The sequence below is a fragment of the Cognatilysobacter lacus genome (assembly GCF_008274655.1).
Lineage (GTDB): Bacteria > Pseudomonadota > Gammaproteobacteria > Xanthomonadales > Xanthomonadaceae > Cognatilysobacter > Cognatilysobacter lacus.
Map to the genome: position 1 here is coordinate 1 of NZ_VTRV01000017.1, position 21,308 is coordinate 21,308.

The 21,308-nt window shown below is 68.6% G+C and carries 23 protein-coding genes; 13 read left to right on the plus strand and 10 right to left on the minus strand.

Going from position 1 to position 21,308, the window contains the following annotated elements:
• Positions 1 to 1,041: formylglycine-generating enzyme family protein (locus FW784_RS02750; protein ID WP_149351832.1), on the plus strand; the 1,041-nt coding region annotated here is incomplete at its 5' end.
• A gap of 23 nt (positions 1,042 to 1,064) precedes the next feature.
• The gene (locus FW784_RS02755; protein ID WP_149351833.1) at positions 1,065 to 1,994 is read left to right on the plus strand and encodes a M48 family metallopeptidase; all 930 of its coding nucleotides are present in this window, start codon (positions 1,065 to 1,067) and stop codon (positions 1,992 to 1,994) included.
• A 30-nt stretch (positions 1,995 to 2,024) separates the two neighbouring features.
• On the opposite strand, the gene phaR is transcribed toward FW784_RS02755, so the two are convergent.
• From phaR to gluQRS, 3 genes are all read right to left on the minus strand, one after another.
• Complete coding sequence (gene phaR, locus FW784_RS02760) at positions 2,025 to 2,501, minus strand: polyhydroxyalkanoate synthesis repressor PhaR (RefSeq protein ID WP_149351834.1); 477 nt, start codon at positions 2,499 to 2,501, stop codon at positions 2,025 to 2,027.
• A 105-nt stretch (positions 2,502 to 2,606) separates the two neighbouring features.
• Positions 2,607 to 3,347, minus strand: coding sequence for an acetoacetyl-CoA reductase (gene phbB / locus FW784_RS02765; protein ID WP_149351835.1), 741 nt, complete (start codon positions 3,345 to 3,347; stop codon positions 2,607 to 2,609).
• Positions 3,348 to 3,403: 56 nt separating this feature from the next.
• Positions 3,404 to 4,279: a tRNA glutamyl-Q(34) synthetase GluQRS gene (gluQRS, locus tag FW784_RS02770; RefSeq protein ID WP_149351836.1), complete on the minus strand. Its 876-nt coding sequence runs from the start codon at positions 4,277 to 4,279 to the stop codon at positions 3,404 to 3,406.
• A gap of 105 nt (positions 4,280 to 4,384) precedes the next feature.
• Between gluQRS and htpX the strand changes: the two genes are divergently transcribed.
• Entirely contained in the window at positions 4,385 to 5,278 is an 894-nt protein-coding gene (htpX, locus tag FW784_RS02775) for a protease HtpX (protein WP_149351837.1), read from the plus strand.
• A gap of 66 nt (positions 5,279 to 5,344) precedes the next feature.
• Here htpX and FW784_RS02780 read toward each other — a convergent pair whose 3' ends face one another.
• Together FW784_RS02780 and epmB are read right to left on the minus strand one after the other, a co-directional pair.
• Entirely contained in the window at positions 5,345 to 7,420 is a 2,076-nt protein-coding gene (locus FW784_RS02780; protein WP_149351838.1) for an EAL domain-containing response regulator, read from the minus strand.
• 128 nt (positions 7,421 to 7,548) lie between these two features.
• A complete protein-coding gene (gene epmB / locus FW784_RS02785; protein ID WP_149351839.1) occupies positions 7,549 to 8,562 on the minus strand; it encodes an EF-P beta-lysylation protein EpmB in 1,014 nt (337 codons plus the stop codon).
• Positions 8,563 to 8,667: 105 nt separating this feature from the next.
• Between epmB and efp the strand changes: the two genes are divergently transcribed.
• From efp to folE2, 6 genes are all read left to right on the plus strand, one after another.
• Positions 8,668 to 9,234, plus strand: a complete 567-nt coding sequence (gene efp, locus FW784_RS02790; protein WP_149351840.1) for an elongation factor P — start codon at positions 8,668 to 8,670, stop codon at positions 9,232 to 9,234.
• Between the two features lie 139 nt (positions 9,235 to 9,373).
• Positions 9,374 to 10,714: a TRZ/ATZ family hydrolase gene (locus FW784_RS02795; RefSeq protein ID WP_149351841.1), complete on the plus strand. Its 1,341-nt coding sequence runs from the start codon at positions 9,374 to 9,376 to the stop codon at positions 10,712 to 10,714.
• Positions 10,711 to 11,424 carry a bifunctional 2-polyprenyl-6-hydroxyphenol methylase/3-demethylubiquinol 3-O-methyltransferase UbiG gene (gene ubiG, locus FW784_RS02800; RefSeq protein WP_149351842.1) on the plus strand — a complete coding sequence of 238 codons (714 nt, stop codon included), beginning with the start codon at positions 10,711 to 10,713 and terminating at the stop codon, positions 11,422 to 11,424. The genes FW784_RS02795 and ubiG overlap by 4 nt, the downstream gene beginning before the upstream one ends.
• On the plus strand, positions 11,421 to 12,092 hold the full coding sequence (gph, locus tag FW784_RS02805) for a phosphoglycolate phosphatase (protein WP_149351843.1): 672 nt from the start codon (positions 11,421 to 11,423) through the stop codon (positions 12,090 to 12,092). The genes ubiG and gph overlap by 4 nt, the downstream gene beginning before the upstream one ends.
• Positions 12,077 to 12,796: a phytoene/squalene synthase family protein gene (locus FW784_RS02810; protein ID WP_187770648.1), complete on the plus strand. Its 720-nt coding sequence runs from the start codon at positions 12,077 to 12,079 to the stop codon at positions 12,794 to 12,796. Before gph ends, FW784_RS02810 begins: the two co-directional genes overlap by 16 nt.
• 89 nt (positions 12,797 to 12,885) lie before the next feature.
• A complete protein-coding gene (folE2, locus tag FW784_RS02815; protein WP_205123547.1) occupies positions 12,886 to 13,806 on the plus strand; it encodes a GTP cyclohydrolase FolE2 in 921 nt (306 codons plus the stop codon).
• Between the two features lie 12 nt (positions 13,807 to 13,818).
• On the opposite strand, the gene FW784_RS02820 is transcribed toward folE2, so the two are convergent.
• Together FW784_RS02820 and yidD are read right to left on the minus strand one after the other, a co-directional pair.
• Entirely contained in the window at positions 13,819 to 14,703 is an 885-nt protein-coding gene (locus FW784_RS02820) for a M23 family metallopeptidase (RefSeq protein WP_149351846.1), read from the minus strand.
• A gap of 39 nt (positions 14,704 to 14,742) precedes the next feature.
• A complete protein-coding gene (gene yidD / locus FW784_RS02825; RefSeq protein ID WP_149351847.1) occupies positions 14,743 to 14,961 on the minus strand; it encodes a membrane protein insertion efficiency factor YidD in 219 nt (72 codons plus the stop codon).
• Between the two features lie 204 nt (positions 14,962 to 15,165).
• On the opposite strand from yidD, the gene dksA reads away from it, so the two are divergent.
• A complete protein-coding gene (gene dksA / locus FW784_RS02830; protein WP_149351848.1) occupies positions 15,166 to 16,263 on the plus strand; it encodes an RNA polymerase-binding protein DksA in 1,098 nt (365 codons plus the stop codon).
• A gap of 166 nt (positions 16,264 to 16,429) precedes the next feature.
• Here dksA and FW784_RS02835 read toward each other — a convergent pair whose 3' ends face one another.
• Genes FW784_RS02835 through cysS form a run of 3 tightly spaced genes read right to left on the minus strand, consistent with a single transcriptional unit; the run spans position 16,430 to position 19,500 of the window.
• A complete protein-coding gene (locus tag FW784_RS02835; protein WP_268890880.1) occupies positions 16,430 to 17,665 on the minus strand; it encodes an MFS transporter in 1,236 nt (411 codons plus the stop codon).
• The gene (locus FW784_RS02840; protein ID WP_149351849.1) at positions 17,662 to 18,108 is read right to left on the minus strand and encodes a SufE family protein; all 447 of its coding nucleotides are present in this window, start codon (positions 18,106 to 18,108) and stop codon (positions 17,662 to 17,664) included. Before FW784_RS02840 ends, FW784_RS02835 begins: the two co-directional genes overlap by 4 nt.
• A 9-nt stretch (positions 18,109 to 18,117) precedes the next feature.
• Positions 18,118 to 19,500 (minus strand): cysteine--tRNA ligase, encoded by a 1,383-nt coding sequence (gene cysS, locus FW784_RS02845; RefSeq protein WP_149351850.1) that lies wholly within the window; start codon positions 19,498 to 19,500, stop codon positions 18,118 to 18,120.
• A 160-nt stretch (positions 19,501 to 19,660) separates the two neighbouring features.
• Here cysS and FW784_RS02850 point away from each other — a divergent pair, with 160 nt between their 5' ends.
• The 3 genes from FW784_RS02850 (at position 19,661) to FW784_RS02855 (ending at position 21,294) form a co-directional block, all read left to right on the plus strand.
• Positions 19,661 to 20,047 carry a hypothetical protein gene (locus tag FW784_RS02850; protein ID WP_235893548.1) on the plus strand — a complete coding sequence of 129 codons (387 nt, stop codon included), beginning with the start codon at positions 19,661 to 19,663 and terminating at the stop codon, positions 20,045 to 20,047.
• A complete protein-coding gene (locus FW784_RS14235; protein WP_187770649.1) occupies positions 20,044 to 20,190 on the plus strand; it encodes a hypothetical protein in 147 nt (48 codons plus the stop codon). The genes FW784_RS02850 and FW784_RS14235 overlap by 4 nt, the downstream gene beginning before the upstream one ends.
• Positions 20,191 to 20,283: 93 nt before the next feature.
• Positions 20,284 to 21,294 (plus strand): N-acetylornithine carbamoyltransferase, encoded by a 1,011-nt coding sequence (locus FW784_RS02855; RefSeq protein ID WP_149351852.1) that lies wholly within the window; start codon positions 20,284 to 20,286, stop codon positions 21,292 to 21,294.
• Positions 21,295 to 21,308 lie beyond the last annotated feature (14 nt).

Consider the following 21,308-nt stretch of genomic DNA (forward strand, 5'->3'; position numbering starts at 1 on the left):
ATCGGGGACCTGCGCGACGCCGGCATCGCCGCCCTCGCCGAACCGCGCGGCATCGAGACGGCGCGCGGTTTGCTCGCGCACATCCTGCGCATCGCGCCACCCGCCGACCCGACCGCCGCAGAGCTGCGTCGACGCATCGATTTCGCGGTTCATTACGGCCTGTTCGTGCCCGGGCAACGCTTCACGGACGCCCTCCAGGGCGGCGGGCGCACGCCGACGATGGTGGTGGTGCCGCACGGTGACTTCGTTATGGGCGCCCCCGCCGGCGAGCCTGGTGCGACCGATGCCGAGCGTCCCACGCGGCCGATCCATTTCGAACGCGGCCTGGCGGTCTCGATGACCGAAGTGACGGTGGGGCAGTTCCGTCGCTTCGTCCTTGCGACGCATTACCGCGCACGCTCGACGCGGCGCGGCTATTCCGTCGCCTACGACCTGCGCAGCGGCAACTTCGCGCGCCGCGGCAACGTGGACTGGGAAGACGACTACCTGGGCCGCCCGGCGGCGGATGACCTGCCCGTGGTACACGTCAGTGCCAAGGATGCGAGTGCCTATGCGCAATGGCTCGCGGACGAGACAGGGCGCCGCTACCGCCTGCCGAGCGAGGCCGAGTTCGAATACGCCACGCGCGAGGGCACCACGACACCGTATCCCTGGGGCACGGGCGTCCCACCGCCGGGCTCGGGGAACTTCACGGGGGCAGGGGACCGCTCGCCCTCGGGGCGTGCATGGAGCGACGCCTTCCGCGGCTATATCGACGGCGCCTGGGGGCCGGCCCCGGTGGGGCGCTACCGGCCCGGTGGATTCGGTCTTCACGACATGGCCGGCAATGTCAGCGAGTGGGTCGCGGACTGCTGGCATGCCAGCTACCGACGCGCGCCGCGCGATCAACGCGCCTGGTTCAATCCGGGCTGCCGGCAACGCGTGGTTCGCGGCGGGTCCTGGGCCAGTGCGCCGGCGCAGACGCGGTCCGCCTGGCGCAGTGGCCTCGACGCCGATACAACGAACGCGCGCATCGGCTTCAGGGTAGTGCGCGACCTTTGACGTCGCATTAGGGGATCGAGTCGATGCAAATCAATCCGTTGGGCCAGGGCATGGGCACGCAGCGCCGCGGGTTCGGCCTGGGTTCCATTCGCTGGATCATCATGATCGGCTTCGCGATCTATGCGGCAGTGTCGTGGATGGGCAGCGCGAAGAAGGACCCGTACACCGGGCAGACCGCGCACTACGGCGCGTCGACCGACGAAGAAGTGCAGCTGGGTTCGCAGGCCTTCGACCAGGTGGTGGGCGATGCGAAGTCGCAGAACGCACTGCTGCCCGCGGACTCGCAGGTGAGCCAGCAGATCCGAGGCATTGCGCAGCGGCTGATCGCACGCGTGCCGGACGTGACGCAGGCGCTTGCCGCCGAGAACGGCGTCGCGGCGCCCGAGGATTACCGTAGCTTCCAGTGGGACGTGGCGGTCATCCAGTCGGACGAGGCCAACGCGTTCTGCCTGCCGGGTGGAAAGATGGCGGTCTACACGGGGTTGCTTCCGGTCGCGCAGAACCAGGATGCGATGGCCGTGGTGATGGGGCACGAGATCGCGCACGCGCTGCTTCGCCACGGGTCGCAGCGGATGGCACAGCAGAAGCTGATGCAGATGGGCCAGATGGCCGCGGGTGTCGCCCTCGGCGGCATGGATCCGACGCAGCAGCGCGCCGTGATGGGTGCGCTCGGTGCGGGCGCGCAGTACGGCCTGATCCTGCCCTACGGTCGCAATCACGAGACCCAGGCGGACGAGGTCGGGCTGATGCTGGCCGCGGCGGCGTGCTTCAACCCGCACGAGGCGATTCCGCTGTGGGAGCGCATGTCGCAGATGGGCGGCGGCCAGCGCCCGCCGGAATTCGCGTCGACGCACCCGGACCCGGAGAACCGCATCCAGCACCTGACCGAACTCATGCCGCGTGCCGAGGCGTTCTACAACAAATATTGTTCGACGCCCGCGCCGAAGCAGTAAGCGGTGGCAGCGCGCAGCTGCCGGGCGCGCCTACTTCTGGGTTTCGCCCTTGCGGCCGGTAGGCGTGCCCATCGTGCCGGACAGGTTGTGCTGGAAGTCCTTCCACATCTGCAGGTTGCGCTCGGTCAGCTGGTTCATCAGCGTCCACGGCGTCTGGCCCAGCAGGCCGCCCATCTGCGATTTGAACTGCTGTTGCTGGTCGAGGAACACCTGCATCGACTTCTCGAGGTAGGTGCCCATGAAGCCCTGCATCGAGTCCCCGTAGAAGCGGATGATGTGGCTGAGCAGCTGCGTGGAGAGCATCGGCTCGCCGTCCTGCTCGTGCTCGGCAATGATCTGCAGCAGCACCTGGCGCGTGAGGTCGTCGCCGGATCGCGCGTCGCGGACTTCGAATTCCTCGCCGTCGATGATGAGCTGGCGCACGTCCTCGATGGTGATGTAACTCGAGATTTCCGTGTCGTAGAGCCGGCGGTTCGGATACTTCTTGATGACGCGCGGGGAAGCCATCTGCAAGTACCTGAAACGGGATGCGTCGAGAATGACGCAGTGCGCAACGCCACGCAACCGCGATGGCGGAGCGGCCAGGCCGTAGCCTGACCGCTTCAGCGCGATTCACCAGCCCATGTACTGGCCGCCATTCGCGGAAAGATTCGCACCGGTGATCCAGCTGGCCTCGTCCGGGATGAAGAACGACACCGCGTACGCGATCTCTTCGGGCTTGCCCAGGCGGCCCGTCGGGATCTGCTGGATGATCTTGCCGCGCACCTCTTCCGGGACGGCCATCACCATGTCGGTGGCGATGTAGCCGGGCGAAACCGTGTTCACGGTGATGCCGAACTTCGCGTTTTCCTGCGCGAGCGAGATGGTGAAACCGTGCATGCCGGCCTTCGACGCCGCGTAGTTGGCCTGGCCGTACTGGCCCTTCTGGCCGTTGATCGACGCGATCTGGATGATGCGGCCCCACTTGCGGTCGCGCATGCCCTCGATGACCGGCCGCGTCACGTTGAACACCGAGCCGAGGTTGGTATTGATGACCTCGTTCCACTGTTCCGACGTCATGCGGTGGAAGGTGGTGTCGCGGGTGATGCCGGCGTTGTTGACGACGATGTCCACCTGGCCGACCTTCTGCTCGATGTCGCGCACCATCGCTTCGCACTGCTTCGGGTCCGCGACGTCGGCGCGGGCGAGATGCACCTCGATGCCACGGTCGCGCATCGACTTCTGCCAGGCAGTCGCGCGCGCCTCGTCGCGGTAGTTGGTGGCGACGCGATGCCCCATCGCGGCCAGCCGTTCGATGATGGACGTGCCGATACCGCCGGTGCCGCCGGTGACCAGTGCTACACGGCTCTGCATGTGCTGCTCCCTCTTGGCGCGACCTGCGCCCGTCGCGTAATTCTAGGCACGAAGGCTTACGCCGGCGTATCCGGCCCCGGGATCCGCGCGGGATCGAACGCGCTCACCGCCCGCTCGAGCCACTCCTGTGGCGTTTCGCCGCCGACATCCCCGAGCGTCGGTTGGCCCAGCGCCGCCCAAGCGCGACGGAGGGCCGGCAACGGTTGCGCGGGGTCGACCGGCTGCGACGCATCCGACTTCGACAGCTTGCGACCGCCCGGATCGACGACGACGGGCAGGTGCGCGTAGCCCGGCGTGTGGAAACCCAGCGCCTGCTGCAGAAGGATCTGTCGCGCGGTGGAATCGAGCAGGTCGGCCCCGCGCACGACGTGGCTGACGCCCTGCGCAGCATCGTCGACCACTACCGCGAGCTGGTACGCCCACAGGCCGTCGGCGCGGTACAGCACGAAGTCGCCCACAGCCGTATCGACGTCCTGCAGCTGGGGGCCCATCACGTCGTCGACGAAGCGGATCCGCGCGCCGTCGGCCACGCGCAGTCGGACGGCGGGCGGTCGATCGGGCTCCGGCGCGCGGACACAGGCACGATGCACACCGCCCGAGGCAAGCAGGTCGCTGCGGCTGCACCAGCATGGAAACGCCATGCCACGGTCGACGAGATCTTCCAGCGCGTCGCGATAGACCGCCTCCCGGGCGCTCTGGCGCCAGACGGGCTCATCCGGCCGCAGGCCGAAGGCGCCCAACGCGGCGAGCTGCCGCATGGCCACGCCGGGCACCTCGCGCGGGCGGTCGACGTCTTCGACGCGCACCAGCCAGCGGCCGCCCGCCCGCCGCGCGTACAGCCAGCTACCAAGCGCGGCGAGCAGGGACCCGGCGTGCAGATCACCGGTGGGCGAGGGCGCGAAGCGGCCGCGGTAGCCCGTCCCGCCGCTCATGCCCGTGAAGCGATGCTGGCTGCCGCGAACCGGGCGACTTGAAAAGTCGTCGTCCCCACGCCACGTTGTGCAGCACGCGACGCGCGTACCCGGACCGACCCCGCCATGTTCAAGCGCATCACGCTTTTCCTCGCCACCAACCTCGCGGTGCTGGTGCTGCTGAGCATCGTCATGCGGTTGCTGGGCGTGAACCCGCAAACCGGCGGCGGCCTGCTGGTGATGGCGACGTTGTTCGGCTTCGGCGGCTCGTTCATTTCGCTGATGATGTCGAAATGGCTCGCCAAGCGCAGCACCGGCGCGCAGGTGATCGAGCAACCCCGTGACGACGGCGAGCGCTGGTTGCTTGAGACCGTGCGCCGGCAGTCGCAGTCGGTGGGTATCGCCATGCCGGAAGTGGCGGTCTATCAGGCGCCGGAGATCAACGCGTTCGCGACGGGCCCGAGCCGGAACAATGCGCTGGTCGCGGTCTCGACAGGCCTGCTGCGCAACCTCGATCGCGACGAGGCGGAAGCCGTGCTCGGGCACGAAATGAGCCACGTCGCCAACGGCGACATGGTCACGATGATGCTGATCCAGGGCGTTCTCAACACCTTCGTCATCGTGCTTGCGCGGGTTGTCGGCCGCGTCGTTGACGGCTACCTCGGCGGCAACGATCGTCGCGGCGGCATCGGCTACTTCGTGATCGTCAGCGTGCTCGACATGGTGTTCGGGCTGTTCGCGAGCATCATCGCGATGTGGTTCTCGCGGCATCGCGAGTTCCGCGCCGACGCCGGCGGCGCCCGCCTGGCCGGACGCGACAGGATGATCGCGGCGCTGGAAAAGCTGGCGCAGATGCACGGGGAGACCACGCTGCCCAAGCAGGTACAGGCGTTCGGCATCAGCGGCGCGGCCGCGCATGGCCTGCGTCGGCTGTTCACGACCCATCCGCCGCTGGCCGAGCGCATCGAGGCATTGCGACGGATGCCTGCGGCCGCCCCTTCGGTGCGCGTGGTGAGTTGACACGGGGCACGTCGTCGTAAAAAAAAGCCCGCCGAAGCGGGCTTTTTTTACATTGGCGGCGGTGAGTCAGCCGAACTCGTAGTCCATCGCGGTGCTCACGCCGGCAAGGAAGAAGCCCTGCGCGTAGTCGACACCCGCGCCGAACAGCACGCTCATGCTCTGTGCGTCGCGGACGTGCTCGGCGATGGTGCGCTTGCCCAGCGCGCGCGCCTTGTCGGTGATCTCGCGCAGGCGCTTCTGGTGTTCGACGCTGGTGCCCAGGCTCTCCATGAAGGTGCGGTCGATCTTCAGGAAGTCGGTGTCGAAATGCGCCAGCAGCTGGAACGAGTTCAGGCCGGCGCCGAAGTGCTCCAGCCCGACGCGCACGCCCGAACGCGCCGCGCGCGCCTGGAACTCCTGCGCCGCGCGAAGGTTCGTGAAGACCTTCGACTCCGGTAGCTGCACCACCAGCAGGCTGCCGTCGGAGCCGTGCTTGGTTATCTGCTCTTCGATGTGCTTGAGCAGGCTGTCGTCCTGCAGCGAGCTTTCGGTGATCTTGACCAGCAGCGTCGTTCGCTTCCCGGTCTTGATGCGCTCGCCGATCACTTCGAGCGCACGGCCGACGACCCAGCGGTCGATCTCCCACAGCAGCCCGTTCTCCTCGGCGATCTGCAGGAAGGCCAGCGGGGCCACGAGCTCGCCCTGGTCGCCTTTCATGCGCAGGTAGGCCTCGTAGATCTCGCCCGGCTCGCCATGCAGGCTTACCAGCGGCTGGTAGGCCATCGTGAAGCGATCGGAGTCCAGCGCATCGCGGATGCGGTCGACCCACGCCTGCACGCGCTCTTCCTCGGCGCGGTCGACGGCGCCGGGATCGAACAGTTCGATGCGATTGCCGCCCATGCCGACGCACGACTGCACGCCCTGCGTGGCGCGCGCCAGAACGGCGGTGACGCTCGCGATTTTTTCGCCGACCTGCACGCCGCCGACGCTGATGGTCGCGTTCAGCGAGCGGTTGCCGACCTCGATCACGTGCTCGGAGAACGCGGTGCGGATCTGCTCGGCGAGCGCCTGCGTGACCTCGTGGGTGGCGCCACGCGCGAGCGCCGCGAACTGGTGCTCGCCGAAGCGCGCCAGCACGACGTCCTCGGCGACGCTGTCGCGCAGGCGGCTGGCGCAGGCGGCGACCACGTCGTCCGAGGCGTCGAGTCCTATGTCCTGCAGCAGGCGCGCGTAGTAATCGGGCTCGATCAGCAGGAAGCCGCTGTGCGTCGAATTCTGCGCCGCGTCGGCGACCGCGTCTTCCAGTGCGCGCAGGAACGTCGGGCGATTGAGCAGGCCCGTGGCCTGGTCACGCTGGCGTAGTTCTTCGACCTCGCGCGCGAGATCCGGGTCGAGTTCCTGCCGGCGCAGCACGAGCTGCAGGCAGTGCTCGCCCTCGTACATCGCCGTGGTGAATTCCATCACCGCCGGAAACTGGTTGCCGTCGAGCGTGCGCGCCTCGACTTCGACCCGCGGCGGCGGCGGCTCGCCCTTGGACAGCTTCTTCAGCAGCGCCTTGAACGGCTCCACGTGCGACGGCGCGATCATATCGAGGATCGACGTGCCTTCGACCTCGTCGAACGACTCGTAGCCAAACGTTTCCAGATAGGCCGCGTTCGCCCGGATATGCATGCCTTCGTGGATGTAGGCAATCGGGTCGCGCGAGGACTCGATCAGCGCGTCGCAGCGGCGCTCGGTCTCGCGGACCTGGAACTCCAGCTTGCGCAGCGCGCGCCGGGCTTCGAGGTCTGCCCACTCGGCACGCACGGTGCTGACGATGTGTTCGTTCCGATGCCGCAGCACCACGCCGCGCGCGCCCATGCTGGCCGCGTCGAGCAGCCCGGCCTCGTCGATCTGGTCGACGAGCAGGAGAACGGGGAGGTCCTTGCCGCTGCTGGCGACGCTCTGCAAGACCAGCTGCGTCGGCACGAGCTTCGCGCCGCGGCCCACCAGCACGAGGTCCGGCGACTGGGTGATCTGGTGGGTCAGCTCGTCGGCGTTCTCCGGACGGGAGGGACGCACTGCAATACCGGCATTGCGGAGCGCGCTGACCACGCCTTCCGCCGCCTCGACGCTGTCGTCTACTACCACCAGCCGCAGGGCCGCGTCTTTGCCGAACTGCATTCCCACCTCCGGTCGCTCGCCTCTTTATGACACGCCGGGCGTGCCCGCGTCATCCCCGAACGGTCGTTTCCGGCCGATGGATGGTCTCCCAACACTACGGGCCGCGGCGCCCGGCGGATGCCGTGGCCTCACAAGGGGCGCTTGCCCGGGTCGCCCGCCACTTCGCGGACCAGCCGGGGAACCAGATAGCCGGACAGCCGGACGGCGAGGTCCCGATGCAACGCGCGGGCGCGGTCGTCCGGCACTTCGAAGTGCGCGGCGCCCTGGACCCGGTCGAGCTGGTGCAGGTAATAGGGCAGCACGCCTGCCCGGAAGCCGCGCTCGCTCAGCTCGACGAGCGCGCCGACCGAATCGTTGACACCGCGCAGCAGCACCGCCTGGTTCAGGAGCGCTGCGCCGGCGTCGCGCAGGCGGGCGAGGGCGGCGTCGACCGAGGCATCGAACTCGTTGGCGTGGTTGGCGTGCAGCACCACGGTCACCGGCCAGGGCAGCGCCCGCAGCCAGTCGAGCAACGCGTCGTCCACGCGCTCGGGCAGCACCACCGGCAGCCGCGTGTGCACGCGCAACCTGCGCAGGTGCGGCACACCGGCCAGCGCGTCGGTCAGCTCGGCGAGCTTGGGGGTCGAGAGCGACCACGGGTCTCCGCCGGACAGGATGACCTCCTCGATCGACGCGTCGCCGGCTATCAGTGCGACGGCCTCGCGCCAGCCCGCCGCCGCCGCGGTTTCGTCGGCGTAGGGGAAATGGCGCCGGAAGCAGTAACGGCAATTGACCGCACAGCTTCCGGTGGCCACCAGCAGCGCCCGCCCACGGTACTTGCGGATGACGCCCTGTCCGGCGCGCGCAAGGGAATCGCCAACCGCGTCGAGGGCGAAACCGGGCACCGGGCGCATCTCTTCGTCGAGCGGAAGCACCTGGCGCAGCAGAGGGTCATGTGGATCCCCGGCGCGCATGCGGGCTACGAAGCCGCGCGGTACGCGCAACGGGAACTGCGCTGCCGCGGCGTCCGACATGCCGCTCACCGCCTCGTCCAGCCCGAGCAATCCGAGCAGCTCGCGCGGATCGCGGACCGCGTCGCGCCAGAGCTGTTGCCAGCGCGCGGCGGGCGCGCCGTGCGGGGGGATGAGGGCTGCGGGTATCATCGCGGGCTGATCCGAATCGATTTGCGGCCCATCCGGGCGGCATCGTCCCATTCTAGCCGGCGGCCGCGACGCGGCCGGCGCGACCACCTCGCAGGAGTTTCAAGCATGGCCAGCCTGGGCATGAACGACGTCAAGAACGGCCAGAAGATCCTGGTCAACAACGATCCGTGCGTCATCACGGAGACCGAGTACGTCAAGCCCGGCAAGGGCCAGGCATTCACGCGCATCAAGTTCCGCAACATCAAGAACGGGCGCGTCGTCGAAATGACCATGAAGGCGACCGACAGCCTGGAAGTGGCCGACGTGGTCGACACCGACATGCAGTTCCTCTACGCCGACGGCGAGCACTGGCACTTCATGAACCCCGAGAGCTTCGAGCAGTTCCAGTCCGACAAGGCCGGAATGGGCGGCGCGGAGAAGTGGCTGAAGGGCGAGGAAGAGTGCTTGGTCACGCTCTGGAACGGTTCGCCGATCATGGTGCAGCCGCCCAATTTCGTCGAACTCAAGATCACCGAAACCGACCCGGGCGTGCGCGGTGATACCTCGGGCGGCGGCGGTAAGCCGGCCACGCTCGAGACGGGCGCGGTGGTCCGCGTGCCGTTGTTCGTGAGCCAGGACGAAATCATCAAGGTCGACACGCGCTCGGGCGAATACGTCAGCCGCGTGAAGTGAGTCCAAACGAGGCCCGGCAACCACCGGCGCCCTGACGAAGCCCGCGGCCGTCCGCGGGCTTCGGCGTATCCGGAGGCCGCCGTCGCGGCGTAAACGTGGCGGCGCCTACGCTTTGGCGGTCGAACAACGAGGTGTGCGGATGGGTGGACCGGCGGAGCATTGCGACGTACTGATCGAGGCGGGCTGGGTCGTGCCCGTCGTACCCAAGGGCGTCGTGCTCGAGGACCACGCGGTCGCGGTGCGCGGTGACGTCATCGTCGCCATCGGCCCGCGCGCAGGCATGCGCGAGCGCTTTGCCGCCGGCGAGGTCGTGTCGCGGCCCGGGTCGGTGCTGATTCCGGGCCTCGTGAATGCGCACACGCACAATCCGATGACGCTGCTGCGCGGCATCGCCGATGACCTGCCGCTGATGGAATGGCTGCAGGGCCATATATGGCCGGTCGAAGGCGCGGTGACGGGCCCCGAATTCGTGCGCGACGGCGTGACCCTCGCCATCGCCGAGATGCTGCGCGGCGGCACCACGTGCGCCAACGAGAACTATTTCTTCCCCGACGTGCAGGCCGAAACGTACAAGCGCTACGGCTTCCGCGCCCTGGTGGGCCTGCCGATAATCGATTTCTCGACCGCTTGGGCCAGGACGTCCGACGAATACTTCGCCAAAGCCGCTGACGTCGACGATGCATGGCGCGGTGACGAGCTCATCGGCACCACGATCGCGCCGCATGCGCCCTATACGGTCTGCGACGCGAACTTCGAGCGCGTGCGTGACTTCGCGCATGAGCGCGACGTGCGGGTGCACCTGCATCTGCACGAGACGGCGCAGGAGGTGCGCGATTCCGTCGCACAGCACGGCATGCGGCCGCTGGCCCGGCTCGATCGGCTCGGCCTGGTCGACGATCGCCTGATCGGCGTTCACATGACGCAACTGACCGACGACGAGATCGCGCTTTGCGCCGAGCGTCGCGTGTGCGTCGCGCACTGCCCGGAGTCCAACCTCAAGCTCGCCTCGGGCTTCTGTCCCGTCTGCAAGCTGCAACACGCTGGCGTCGATTTCGGCATCGGCACCGATGGCTGCGCCAGCAACAACGATCTCGACATGGTCGGCGAAACGCGCACCGCCGCGCTGCTCGCCAAGGCCGTCGCGGACGACGCGTCCGCGCTCGATGCCGCGAGCGCGCTGCACTCGGCCACGCTGGGCGGCGCCATTACGCTGGGCCTCGGGGGGCGTATCGGCTCCATCGAAGGCGGCAAGCAGGCCGACCTCACCTGCATCGACCTCGACGGGCTCGAAAGCCAGCCGCTGCACCACGTGATCTCGCAGCTCGTCTACGCAACCGCGCGCCACCAGGTCACCGATGTCTGGATCGCGGGGCGGGCCAAGTTGCGCGCCCGCGTTCTTGTCGATATGGATATCGATGCGATCATCGCGAACGCACGCCAGTGGCGCGGCCGCATCGCCGCGATCAGGACCGCCCCATGAACACCGGAACCGCCGGCAACTTCCGCCAGTCCGAGCTCGACCGCTTCGGTGCGCTGGCAGCGCGCTGGTGGGATCCGCACGGCCCGCAGAAGCCGCTGCACGCCCTGAATCCGGTGCGCCTGGCCTATGTCGACGCGCGCGCGCCGCTGATGGGTGCGAAGGTGCTCGACGTCGGCTGCGGCGCTGGCCTGCTCAGCGAAGCGATGGCCCAGGCCGGCGCGGATGTCACCGCACTCGACCTCGCGCCGGAGCTGATCAAGGTTGCGCGCCTGCATGCGACGGAGAGCGGCGCTTCGCTCGACTACCGCGTGCAACCCGTCGAGGAAATCGCAGCCGCGATGCCCGGCTCGTTCGACGCCGTCACCTGCATGGAGATGATCGAGCACGTGCCGGATCCGGCAGCCGTGATCGGCGCCTGCGCCGCTGCGCTCAAGCCCGGCGGTCGCCTGTTCGTCTCCACGATCAACCGCACGCCAGCGGCATTCGCGTTCGCAATCGTCGGCGCCGAGTACGTGGCGCGCCTTCTGCCCAAGGGCACGCATCAGTACCGCGACTTCGTGCGCCCGCATGAGCTGGCGGCATGGCTCCGCGCGGCCGGGCTCGAGCTCGAGGACGTCAGTGGCCTGGCTTACATGCCGTTGCTGAATACCGCGCGGCTTGCACGGCGCACCGACATCAACTACATCGTCAGCGCTCGCAAGCCCGCATGAGCGCTGCGCGGTTTCCGAAGGTCGTTCTGTTCGATCTTGACGGCACACTGCTGGACAGCGCGCCGGACATGCTCGCGGCGGTCAACGCGATGCGCGCGTCGCGTGGCGAACCCGCCATGGATCTCGCAGCGCTGCGACCGCACGTGTCGAAAGGGGCGCGGGCGATGGTCGGCGCCGCATTTCCCGGGGCCGATGCCGGCACGCGTGACGGCTGGATCCCCGAGTTCCTCGACCACTACCGTCGCCAGCTCGGCCACCACGGCCTGCCGTTCGGTGGCATCGAAGACGCGCTCGCGGCGATCGAAGCGGGCGGCTCGCGCTGGGGTATCGTCACCAACAAACCCGAATCGCTGGCGGTCGCGCTGATGCCGCTGCTCGGCTGGGAGACGCGCTGCGCCGTGTTGATCGGCGGTGACACGCTGGCGTCGCGCAAGCCCGATCCGCTGCCGTTGCTCGTAGCGGCCGAGCGCCTCGGTGTCGATGTCGTCGACTGCGCCTACGTCGGCGACGACGAGCGCGACATCGTCGCCGCGCGCGCCGCCGGCATGCATTCGGTCGTCGCGCTTTGGGGGTATCGCCTCGACCACGACGATCCCACGACATGGGGCGGCGACGTCATGATCGACGCACCGCGCGACATGCTCGATCCGGCGTGCTGGCCCGGCTGATGGACGAGTCGCGCGTGGACGCCGGAGCGGACGTCGCGGCGTTTGTCGCGAAATGGCGCGGCGCGTGGCCCGAGTGGGCGCTCGCCGAGATCTTCCTTCCGGCTGCACAGCGACCGCTCGTGGATGCATGGCGGGCGCTGCAGTACGAGTGGCAGGAAGCGGCCTGGGGCGGCACCGATGCCCTGCCGGGCCAGGCCAAGCTCCAGTGGTGGATCGAAGAGCTCGACGGCTGGTCGCAGGGGCGACGTCGCCATCCGCTCGGAGCGCTGCTGCAGCGTCAGCCGGCGCCATGGCGTGAACTGGCGCTCTCGTTGCCCTCGCTGGCCGCGTCACGCAACCCGCCGCAAAGCGTGGACGACGCGTGGCAGGCGCTCGCGCCCGTCTCCGCCGCGGTAGCGCAGGTCGACGCCGCATTGTTCGCGGCGCCGGGAGATCCGCGCGCGGTCGCGGCGTGCTGGCTTCAGGCGCGCCTGGCAAGACATGCGGACGCCGCCGTTCCACTCGACTTGCAGGTCGACATGCCGCGCGCGCGCGGGAACTGGGCGCGCATCCTGCTGTCCGCTTGGCCATCGCCCCATGGAATCGCCGCTGCGCGCGCGATCGAACTGGCGCTCGCGCGGGGCCGGCTGTCGCGCGGCGATGCGTCGAAGCCTCTTTCTCCTTGGACGGCTCTCTGGACGGGCTGGCGCGCGGCACGCGCTTGAGGCCGCACGTGCACGCAGCGTTGCGCGAGCGGACGGGGCCGGCGTCGGGGCGTCGGTAGAATGCGCGCTCCCATGCACGGCCTTCCGCCATGACCCCGATCCGCGTCATGCCCGACGTCGCCCTCGATCGCCCCGCCTCGGAGCGCGCGCTCGATTGGGTAGGCATGGCGAACATCGCGCTGCCCGTGCGCACGCGGTCTGCGACAGGCGAGGCGATGCAGGTGCCGGCGCGCGTCGACGTACATGTCGACCTTCGCGATCCGGCCGCGCGCGGCATCCACATGTCGCGCCTTTACCTGCGGCTGCAGCATGCATTCGCCGCGGAGGAAATGACGCCTGCCGGACTCGCGCGCGTGCTCGAGGCGCTCGTGGAAACGCAGGCCGGTCTATCGCGCGCCGCGCGGCTCGTCATCCGTTTCGACCAGCTGCTGCTGCGCCCGGCATTGGCGAGTGCGAACGCGGGCTGGAAGGCATATCCGGTGGAAGTCCGGGCGTGCGTGGCGGACGGAGAGGTCGCGCTGCACCTGGCTGTCGACGTCGATTATTCGTCGACGTGTCCCGCGTCGGCTGCGCTATCCCGACAGATGGGCGCCGAAGCATTCGCGCAGACGTTCGGTAACGAAGGTACGGTCGAGGTCGCAGCGGCTCGGGACTGGCTGCGCTCCGAAGCGGGACTCGTAGCCACGCCGCACGCGCAGCGAAGCCGCGCACATGTGTGCGTGCGCCTGCCGCAGGGGCTCTCGTCGTTCCCGATCGTGGAACTCGTCGAGCGCACGGAACTCGCCCTGGGCACGCCGGTACAGACAGCGGTGAAGCGCGAGGACGAACAGGCATTCGCAGCGCTCAACGCACACAACCTGATGTTCTGCGAAGACGCCGCGAGGCGCCTCGCGCATGCCCTTTCGACTGATCGGCACGTCGCGAGCTTCGAAGTGAACGTCGCGCACTTCGAGAGCCTGCATGCGCACGATGCGGTTGCATCGGTCACGGGTGACGGCGGAGCGCGCTGATCCAGCGCAGCTTCAGCGCGACGGTGACTGCGGCCCGACCACCAGCAGCGGATCCACGCGTACGTCGAACCAGTTCATGCCCCAGTGCAGGTGCGGGCCCGTCGCGCGGCCGGTAGCCCCGACTGCGCCGATCACCTCGCCCTGTTCGACGCGCTGCCCAACGCGCGCATCAATCCGCGAGAGATGCAGGAAATTCGAGCTCACGCCATGGCCGTGGTCGAGCACCAGGGTGCCACCGGTGAGGTAGAGGCCCGGGTCGGCGAAGGTGACGACGCCGCCCGCTGGCGCATGCACCGGCGTTCCCGTCGCGGCGGCGATATCCATTCCGGAGTGCGGCGCGCCGGCGCTTCCGTTGTAGACACGCTGGTTTCCGAAGCGACCGCTGATGCGGCCGTGCACTGGCCAGGTGAAAGGCGTGAGGAAGTCGAGGCCCGGATCGTCGCGCAGGCGCACTGCCGCGACGCGCGCCTGTTCGGCTTCGATGCGCGCGGCGATCGCAGGCGGCGGATTCACCGTGGCCGGTGGCACCCCATCGATGTGCTCGACGGGCCAATCGCGCGGCGTGATCGCCAGTTCGAGGACGCGCGTGGCACCCCCCGGCAGACGTATGCGAACGGGGAGGGAGCCGGTTGCGTCCCGCGCGATGCCGAGCACGAAACGGCCATCAGGCGCGCAGCTGATGGTGCGGCCGGTGAATTCCACGCGCGATCCCACGGGTGCACGGCCGATCACGAGCGCGCCCTGCGTGCCGGCGGCAGGCAGCTCGACGGCGCCATCGGCCACCGCGGACGCCAGCGGGCTGGGTCGGGAGTGGGGCGACGGTACAGCGCACGCAGGTAGGAGCGCAGCGGCGGCGAGCACGGCGATGCGGGCGGCAAACGCGAGCTTGGAGGTCATGGGCGGATCATCGCCCGGCGGAAAACAACCGGGCGTGAGTCAACGCGGTGGCACCGGGTCGTGACCGCCCGGATGGAACGGATGGCATCGCAGTACGCGCCTGAGGGCGAGCCAGCTGCCGCGCGCTGCGCCGAAGCGCGCGATCGCGTCGATCGCATAGACCGAGCAGGTCGGATGGAAACGGCAGCGAGGCCCCAGCAGGGGGCTGATCCAGCGCTTGTAGCCTCGCAGTGCTGCGATCAGGACACGGTCGATCACGGGATCTTGATGCTCCGGCTCACCATCATGGCGGCCACTTCCTCGGGACGTTCGGCTTGCCGGAGACGTCGCGGGGCACTGCAATAAGCGTAGAAGCACGCTCGCAAGCCCTATCGTACGCGCTTCCACTGCGGTTGCCGCAGCTGTTGCGGGCGGGGTATAACAGCGCGCTTTCCCGCCTCAAGGGAAGAAGGAAAGGCGCTCGTGGCGACAAAGAAAACCGCGAAGAAGGCCGCTCCGCCGGCCCGCAAGTCAGCAGCGAAGCCGGCCGCGAAGAAGGCTGCCAAGCCGGCGTCGAAGGCTGCGGCCAAAAAGGCCACGCCAGCGAAGAAGGCGCCTGCCAAGCCGGCCCCCAAAGCCAGCAAGCCCGTCGCCAAGCCGGTCGTGAAGAAGGCTGTGCCGGCCAGGAAAGCCGCGCCGGTTGCCAAGGTGCCGGCCAAGAAACCGGCGGCGAAGTCGGCTCCGGCACCCCGCGCAGTCGAGGCGGTGGCCGTGCGCAAGCCAGCCGTGGCGACGAAGTCTCCGGAGAAGAAGACACCTGCCCCCGCCCAGCGCCCCACGGCGCAGGCAGCGGCGACCGGTGGTGCGAATGAACGTCCGACGCGATCCGGTTCGACCGGCAACGCGACGGGCGCGGTGAAGTCCGGGACGGCCACGACCGCGAAGAACGCGGCGCGCTCGTCCCCGCAGGTGGAGTCGATGACTAGAACTACCCAGAAAAAGAGCGCGGCGGCAGCGACCGCAACGGGCAACGGTGGCGCAATGCCCGCCCCGCCCGTGCAGCGCCCGACAGGAAAGGTCGCCGTGGCCGTAGCGGCGAATCGCGGCGGCAGTCCTGCGGTCGTACGACCGCGCCACGTGCCCAAGTACGCGACCGAGGAAGGCACCGGTCGTCCGATCGTTCCCGACGGTTACAAGCCTGGTGCGGACGAGGAGTACATGAATCCGCTTCAGCTGGAGTATTTCCGCCAGCGGCTGCTGCACTGGCGTGGCGACCTGGTCGAGGAATCGAAGCAGACGATCGAGAACCTCCGCGAAGAGGTCCGCGACGTCGGCGACGAGGCCGAGCGCGCGACCCGCGAGACGGAGAACTCCCTCGAGCTGCGAACGCGTGATCGCTACCGCAAGCTGATCAGCAAGATCGACAGCACGCTCAAGCGCATCGACTCGGGCGACTACGGGTTCTGCGTCGATACGGGCGAAGAGATCGGCCTCGAGCGTCTCGATGCACGTCTCACCGCCGAGCGCACGATCGATGCGCAGGAGCGCTGGGAGCACCTGCAGAAGCAGATGGGCGACTGACGCTGGTCGCACACGCTGGATCAAACGGAGCCCCGCCGAGTGCGGGGCTCCGTCGTTTTTGGGAGGCGCAACGTTCGGGCTGCAGCGCGCTGATGGCATCCCGCCGCGCACGGGCCGCGTTCGCGAGCGCCTTGATCGCGCGGACTGGCGCCCCCTTCGAGGTCGCTCAGCGAAGGTCGGCCAGCACCAGCTTGCGTAGCCGCGGTGCGCGCAGCGCGGTCGTCCCGACCACCGCGAGCGTCAGGAACCCGCCGACCACTACCGATGTGGCGAGGCCCATCAGGCGCGCCATCGCGCCTGACCAGAACGCGCCCAGTTCATTCGACGAGCCGATGAAGATTCCGTTGATGGACGAGACGCGGCCGCGCATGTCGTCCGGCGTCGCCAACTGCAGGATGGTCGAGCGAAGCACCACCGAAACCCCGTCGAACATGCCCGACAGCAGGAGGATGGCGGTGGAAAGCCAGAACGACGTCGACAAACCGAAACCGATCATGCAAACCCCGAACCCGGCGACCGCGAACAGCAGGATGCGGCCCGCGTGCCGGTCGAGCGGTCGCCTCGCCAGCCAGAAACCCACCGCGACCGCGCCGAGCGCCGGTGCGCCGCGCAGGATCCCGAGCGCTTCGGGCCCACGCCCGAGGACATCGTGGATGAAGGCGGGCGCAAGCGAGATCGCGCCGCCGAGCAGCACGGCGAACATGTCGAGCGCGAGCGCGCCGAGCAGCACCTGATGGCTGAAGACGAAAGCGATGCCCTGGCCGATGCTGGTGAAGATGGGTTCGCGCTGCAGCTGGATGGCGGGCTCGGTGACGCGTAACGACACGATCGACAGCGCAGCGCCGACCGCCAGCGCCGCAGCGGCCGAGTAGGCGAGCACCACGCTGCCGACGCCGACCAGCGCGCCGCCCAGGGCCGGCCCGATCACCAGTCCCGACTGGAAGACGATGCTGCCGATGCTCGCGCCGCGCGTGTACTGCTCGCGGACCAGCACGCGACCGAACAGCGCGTTGTAGACCGGCCCCAGGAACGAGCGGACCGTGCCGGTTAACGCGACTGCCCCATACATCAGCGCCAGCTGCGACGCGCCGGCGTGACGCATCGACACCGCGGCGAGGATCAGCGCAGTCGCTGCCAGTCCCAGGCACGCGGCCATGCCGAGCTTGCGGCGCGGAAGGTGGTCCACCAGGTACCCGGCGAACGGCGCCACGCAGAAGTAGGGCACGACCTCGGCGAGGCCGATCAGACCCAGTTTCAGTGGGTCATGCGTCAGCTGGTAGATCTGCCAACCGACCGCGATCGATACGATCTGGTACGACAGGATCGTGAGGATGCGATAGCCCATCAACGCGACGAAGGCCGGGACGCGCATCGGCCCCAGCGGCGCGGCGGCCTCGCTCACGCCAAGGCCTGCGCCGCGCGCGCCGTGTCCCGGATGCGCGCCAGCAGCGCGGCAAGGCCATTGCTGCGCGTCGGGGACAGGTGTCGCGAGAGCCCGATGTCGGCGACGAACGTCGGCTCGGTCGCGATAATTTCGGCGGCGCTGCGCCCCGAGTAGACGCGCAGCGCGAGGAAGACCAGGCCGGAGACGATTGCCGAATCGCTGGCGGCAATGAAATCGAGCCGCGTGGCGTCGCCGCCGCTGACGATCCAGACCTTCGACTGGCAGCCGAGCAGGCGGTTCTCCTCGACCCGCAGGGAATCGTCCATCGGCGGCAATTTACGGCCGAGGTCGATCAGGTACTGGTAGCGCTCGGACCAGTCGGAGAAGAACGCGAACTCGTCGCGGATCGCCACCTGGGCATCGGCAGCGGTCGGTTCGAGCGGGAAATGCGTTTCGACCACGGGCGATCCTCAGGCGCGACGCCAGCGGACGCCGGCCGCGGTGTCCTCGAGCAGGATGCCTTCGGCGGCGAGCTGTTCGCGGATGGCGTCGGCGCGCTCGAACTCGCGCGCTTTCTTGGCGGCATTGCGTTCGTCGACGAGTGCCGCGATGCGCGCCTCGTCGCCGTCGACGGCGCCGCGGGAGAACCAGTCCGCGGGCGACTGCTGTAGCAGGCCGAGGGCGAGACCAGCGCCGAGGAGGTCGGATTTCAACGCGACCAGGCGCGCCGGATCGGCATCTCCGCCGGCGAGTCGCGCACGCGCTTCGCGGGCGATGTCGTTGACGATTGCAAGCACCTGCGGCGTGTTGAGGTCGTCGTCGAGCGCCTGTTCGACCCCGGCCGGAATCACCGCCGTGGCATCGATGTGCGACAGATCCCGCAACGTCCCGTACAACCGGTCCAGCGTCCGCACGCACTGCTCGATCACCGTGTCCGACCACTCGAGCGGCTGGCGGTAATGCGCCGACAGAAGCGCGTAGCGAAGCGCCTCGGGCGGGTGCTTGGCCAGCAGGTCGTGGATCTTCTCGATGTTTCCGAGCGACTTGCTCATCTTCGCGCCGCCGAAGTTCAGCATGCCGTTGTGCAGCCAGTAGCGCGCGAAGACGCGTCCACCGTGCGCGCATTCGCTCTGCGCGATCTCGTTCTCGTGATGCGGGAACTGGAGGTCGATGCCGCCGGCGTGGATGTCGATCGTCTCGCCCAGGTGCGCCTCGGCCATCGCGGAGCATTCGATGTGCCAGCCCGGGCGTCCGCGGCCCCACGGCGAGTCCCAGCCCGGAAGGTCGTCGGTCGACGGTTTCCACAGCACGAAGTCGGCCGGGTCGCGCTTGTACGGCGCGACGTCAACGCGGGCACCGGCGATCATGTCGTCGCGGTCGCGACCCGACAGCTTGCCGTAGCGGTCGAACGAGCCGACCGCAAACAGGACGTGCGCCTCGGCCACATACGCGTTGCCGGACGCGATCAGCCGCTCGATCATCGAGATGATCTGCGGGATATGGCCGGTGACCGTCGGCTCCGCATCCGGCGCGAAGGCGCCGATTCCGGCCATGTCGGCGCGGAAAGCGGCCGCGAAACGATCCGTGATCGTCGAAATCGGAACGCCCTGCTCGCGGGCGGCGTTGTTGATCTTGTCGTCGACGTCGGTGATGTTGCGCACGTAGCGCACGGCCCCAAAACGGCGGCGCAGCAGGGACGCCAGAACACCGAAGACCACGTACGGCCGGGCGTTGCCGATGTGCACGTAGTTGTAGACGGTGGGGCCGCAGACGTACATCGTCGGGCACGCCGGATCCTGCGGCTCGAAGGGCTCCAGCCGGCGGGTGAGGCTGTTGTGCAGGTGCAGGCTCATGGGCGCTCGAGCAACGGGCAACGGCGAGCCGCGCATTGTAGCGGTGGCGCTTTCACCGCGCTCCGGGCCGTCGGGGACAGGAGGCATTCATCGCCACGGCCGCTCGGGCGCATACACTTTGAGGTCCGGTCCCGCCGAGAATCATGCCTTGCGACGCCCCTTGCTGCCGCTGATCGCGCTGCTTCTGTCGCTGGCGACGGCTCCGGCCTTGGCGGACAACGTGGTCCAGCATGAGAACGTCCGGTACGAATACGCCCGGGTGCTGCGCGTCACGCCGGTGTACCAGACCCTGACCGCCACGGGAATGGAGACGCGCTGCGACGACGCCACGCGGATCGGCCGGGTCGTAGGGGCCATGCGCAGCGTCCTGCAGCGCGCCGGCGGTCAGTCATCAGGCTGCCACGCCGTGCCCGTCGAGCGGCAGTTCCAACGGCCGGTCGCGTTCGACGTCGACTACTCCCTCCGCGGCGCGAAGTACCGGTCGCGCCTGTCCGACGATCCCGGGCACCTGTTGCGCATCCGCGTTTCCGTGATGCCCGACCCGTGAGCTTGCATGCCCCGGCGGACCGTGCCAGCATCCCCGGCCTCATGAACCCCGCCTACGCCGACGCCGACATCCTGACCTCTGCCTACATGGCGGCCGGCATGACGTCGCGCGCGCGCCGACGCGCCGTCCACACGGCCGGGTAACGCAGCGCTACGCCCTCGGGCGGCAGACTCGAACCCAGCCCCGCGCTGGGTTCTTTCGTTTACGGACCCGGCGAATCTTCCACCGGAGTTCCAATGAAGCACTTCCTCAATACCCAGGACTGGTCCCGCGCGGAGCTCGACGCGGTGCTCGCCGACGCGGCCGCCTTCAAGCAGTCGAAGCTCGGCGATCAGCTGAAGGGACGCTCCATCGCCCTGCTGTTCTTCAATCCCTCGATGCGCACGCGCACCAGCTTCGAACTGGGTGCCTTCCAGCTGGGCGGGCATGCCGTGGTACTGCAGCCAGGCAAAGACGCGTGGCCGATCGAGTTCGATATGGGCACGGTGATGGATGGCGAGCCCGAAGAACATGTCGCGGAAGTCGCGCGCGTACTGGCGCGTTACGTCGACCTGATCGGCGTGCGCGCATTCCCGAAGTTCGTCGACTGGTCCGTCGACCGCGAAGACCGCGTGCTCAAGGCATTCGCGAAGTACTCGACGGTGCCGGTGATCAACATGGAAACGATCACGCACCCGTGCCAGGAGCTCGCGCACGCGATGGCGCTGCAGGAACACTTCGGCACGACCGACCTGCGTGGCAAGAAGTACGTGCTCACGTGGACCTACCACCCCAAGCCGCTGAACACGGCTGTCGCCAATTCCGCCCTGACCATCGCGACGCGCTTGGGCATGGACGTGACACTGCTCTGCCCGACGCCCGACTACGTCCTCGACGAGCGCTACATGGGGTGGGCCGAGCAGAACGTCGCCGAGAGCGGCGGTTCCTTCAGGGTCAGCCACGACATCGATGCCGCGTACACGGGCGCTGACGTCGTCTACGCAAAGAGCTGGGGCGCGCTGCCGTTCTTCGGTCGCTGGCAGGACGAAAAGCCGATTCGCGACGCGAACCGGCACTTCATCGTCGACGAGCGGAAGATGGCGCTGACTAACAACGGCGTCTTCAGCCACTGCCTTCCGCTGCGGCGCGGAATCAAGGCGACGGACGGGGTGATGGATTCACCCGCGTGCATCGCCGTCGACGAGGCCGAGAACCGACTGCACGTGCAGAAAGCCGTGATGGCTACTCTCCTCGCGCAGCACGGCTGAGCCAGGCATCACCC

What these genes read in the sequence shown, in the direction of transcription:
- efp (WP_149351840.1), top strand. Translation starts at nt 8,668, where the DNA reads ATGGCCAGCCTGGGCATGAACGACGTCAAGAACGGCCAGAAGATCCTG.
- folE2 (WP_205123547.1), top strand. Translation starts at nt 12,886, where the DNA reads ATGACCCCGATCCGCGTCATGCCCGACGTCGCCCTCGATCGCCCCGCC.
- gph (WP_149351843.1), top strand. Translation starts at nt 11,421, where the DNA reads ATGAGCGCTGCGCGGTTTCCGAAGGTCGTTCTGTTCGATCTTGACGGC.
- FW784_RS02855 (WP_149351852.1), top strand. Translation starts at nt 20,284, where the DNA reads ATGAAGCACTTCCTCAATACCCAGGACTGGTCCCGCGCGGAGCTCGAC.
- phbB (WP_149351835.1), bottom strand. Translation starts at nt 3,347, where the DNA reads ATGCAGAGCCGTGTAGCACTGGTCACCGGCGGCACCGGCGGTATCGGC.
- FW784_RS02755 (WP_149351833.1), top strand. Translation starts at nt 1,065, where the DNA reads ATGCAAATCAATCCGTTGGGCCAGGGCATGGGCACGCAGCGCCGCGGG.
- epmB (WP_149351839.1), bottom strand. Translation starts at nt 8,562, where the DNA reads ATGATACCCGCAGCCCTCATCCCCCCGCACGGCGCGCCCGCCGCGCGC.
- ubiG (WP_149351842.1), top strand. Translation starts at nt 10,711, where the DNA reads ATGAACACCGGAACCGCCGGCAACTTCCGCCAGTCCGAGCTCGACCGC.
- FW784_RS02820 (WP_149351846.1), bottom strand. Translation starts at nt 14,703, where the DNA reads ATGACCTCCAAGCTCGCGTTTGCCGCCCGCATCGCCGTGCTCGCCGCC.
- phaR (WP_149351834.1), bottom strand. Translation starts at nt 2,501, where the DNA reads ATGGCTTCCCCGCGCGTCATCAAGAAGTATCCGAACCGCCGGCTCTAC.
- cysS (WP_149351850.1), bottom strand. Translation starts at nt 19,500, where the DNA reads ATGAGCCTGCACCTGCACAACAGCCTCACCCGCCGGCTGGAGCCCTTC.
- htpX (WP_149351837.1), top strand. Translation starts at nt 4,385, where the DNA reads ATGTTCAAGCGCATCACGCTTTTCCTCGCCACCAACCTCGCGGTGCTG.
- FW784_RS02780 (WP_149351838.1), bottom strand. Translation starts at nt 7,420, where the DNA reads ATGCAGTTCGGCAAAGACGCGGCCCTGCGGCTGGTGGTAGTAGACGAC.
- gluQRS (WP_149351836.1), bottom strand. Translation starts at nt 4,279, where the DNA reads ATGAGCGGCGGGACGGGCTACCGCGGCCGCTTCGCGCCCTCGCCCACC.
- FW784_RS02795 (WP_149351841.1), top strand. Translation starts at nt 9,374, where the DNA reads ATGGGTGGACCGGCGGAGCATTGCGACGTACTGATCGAGGCGGGCTGG.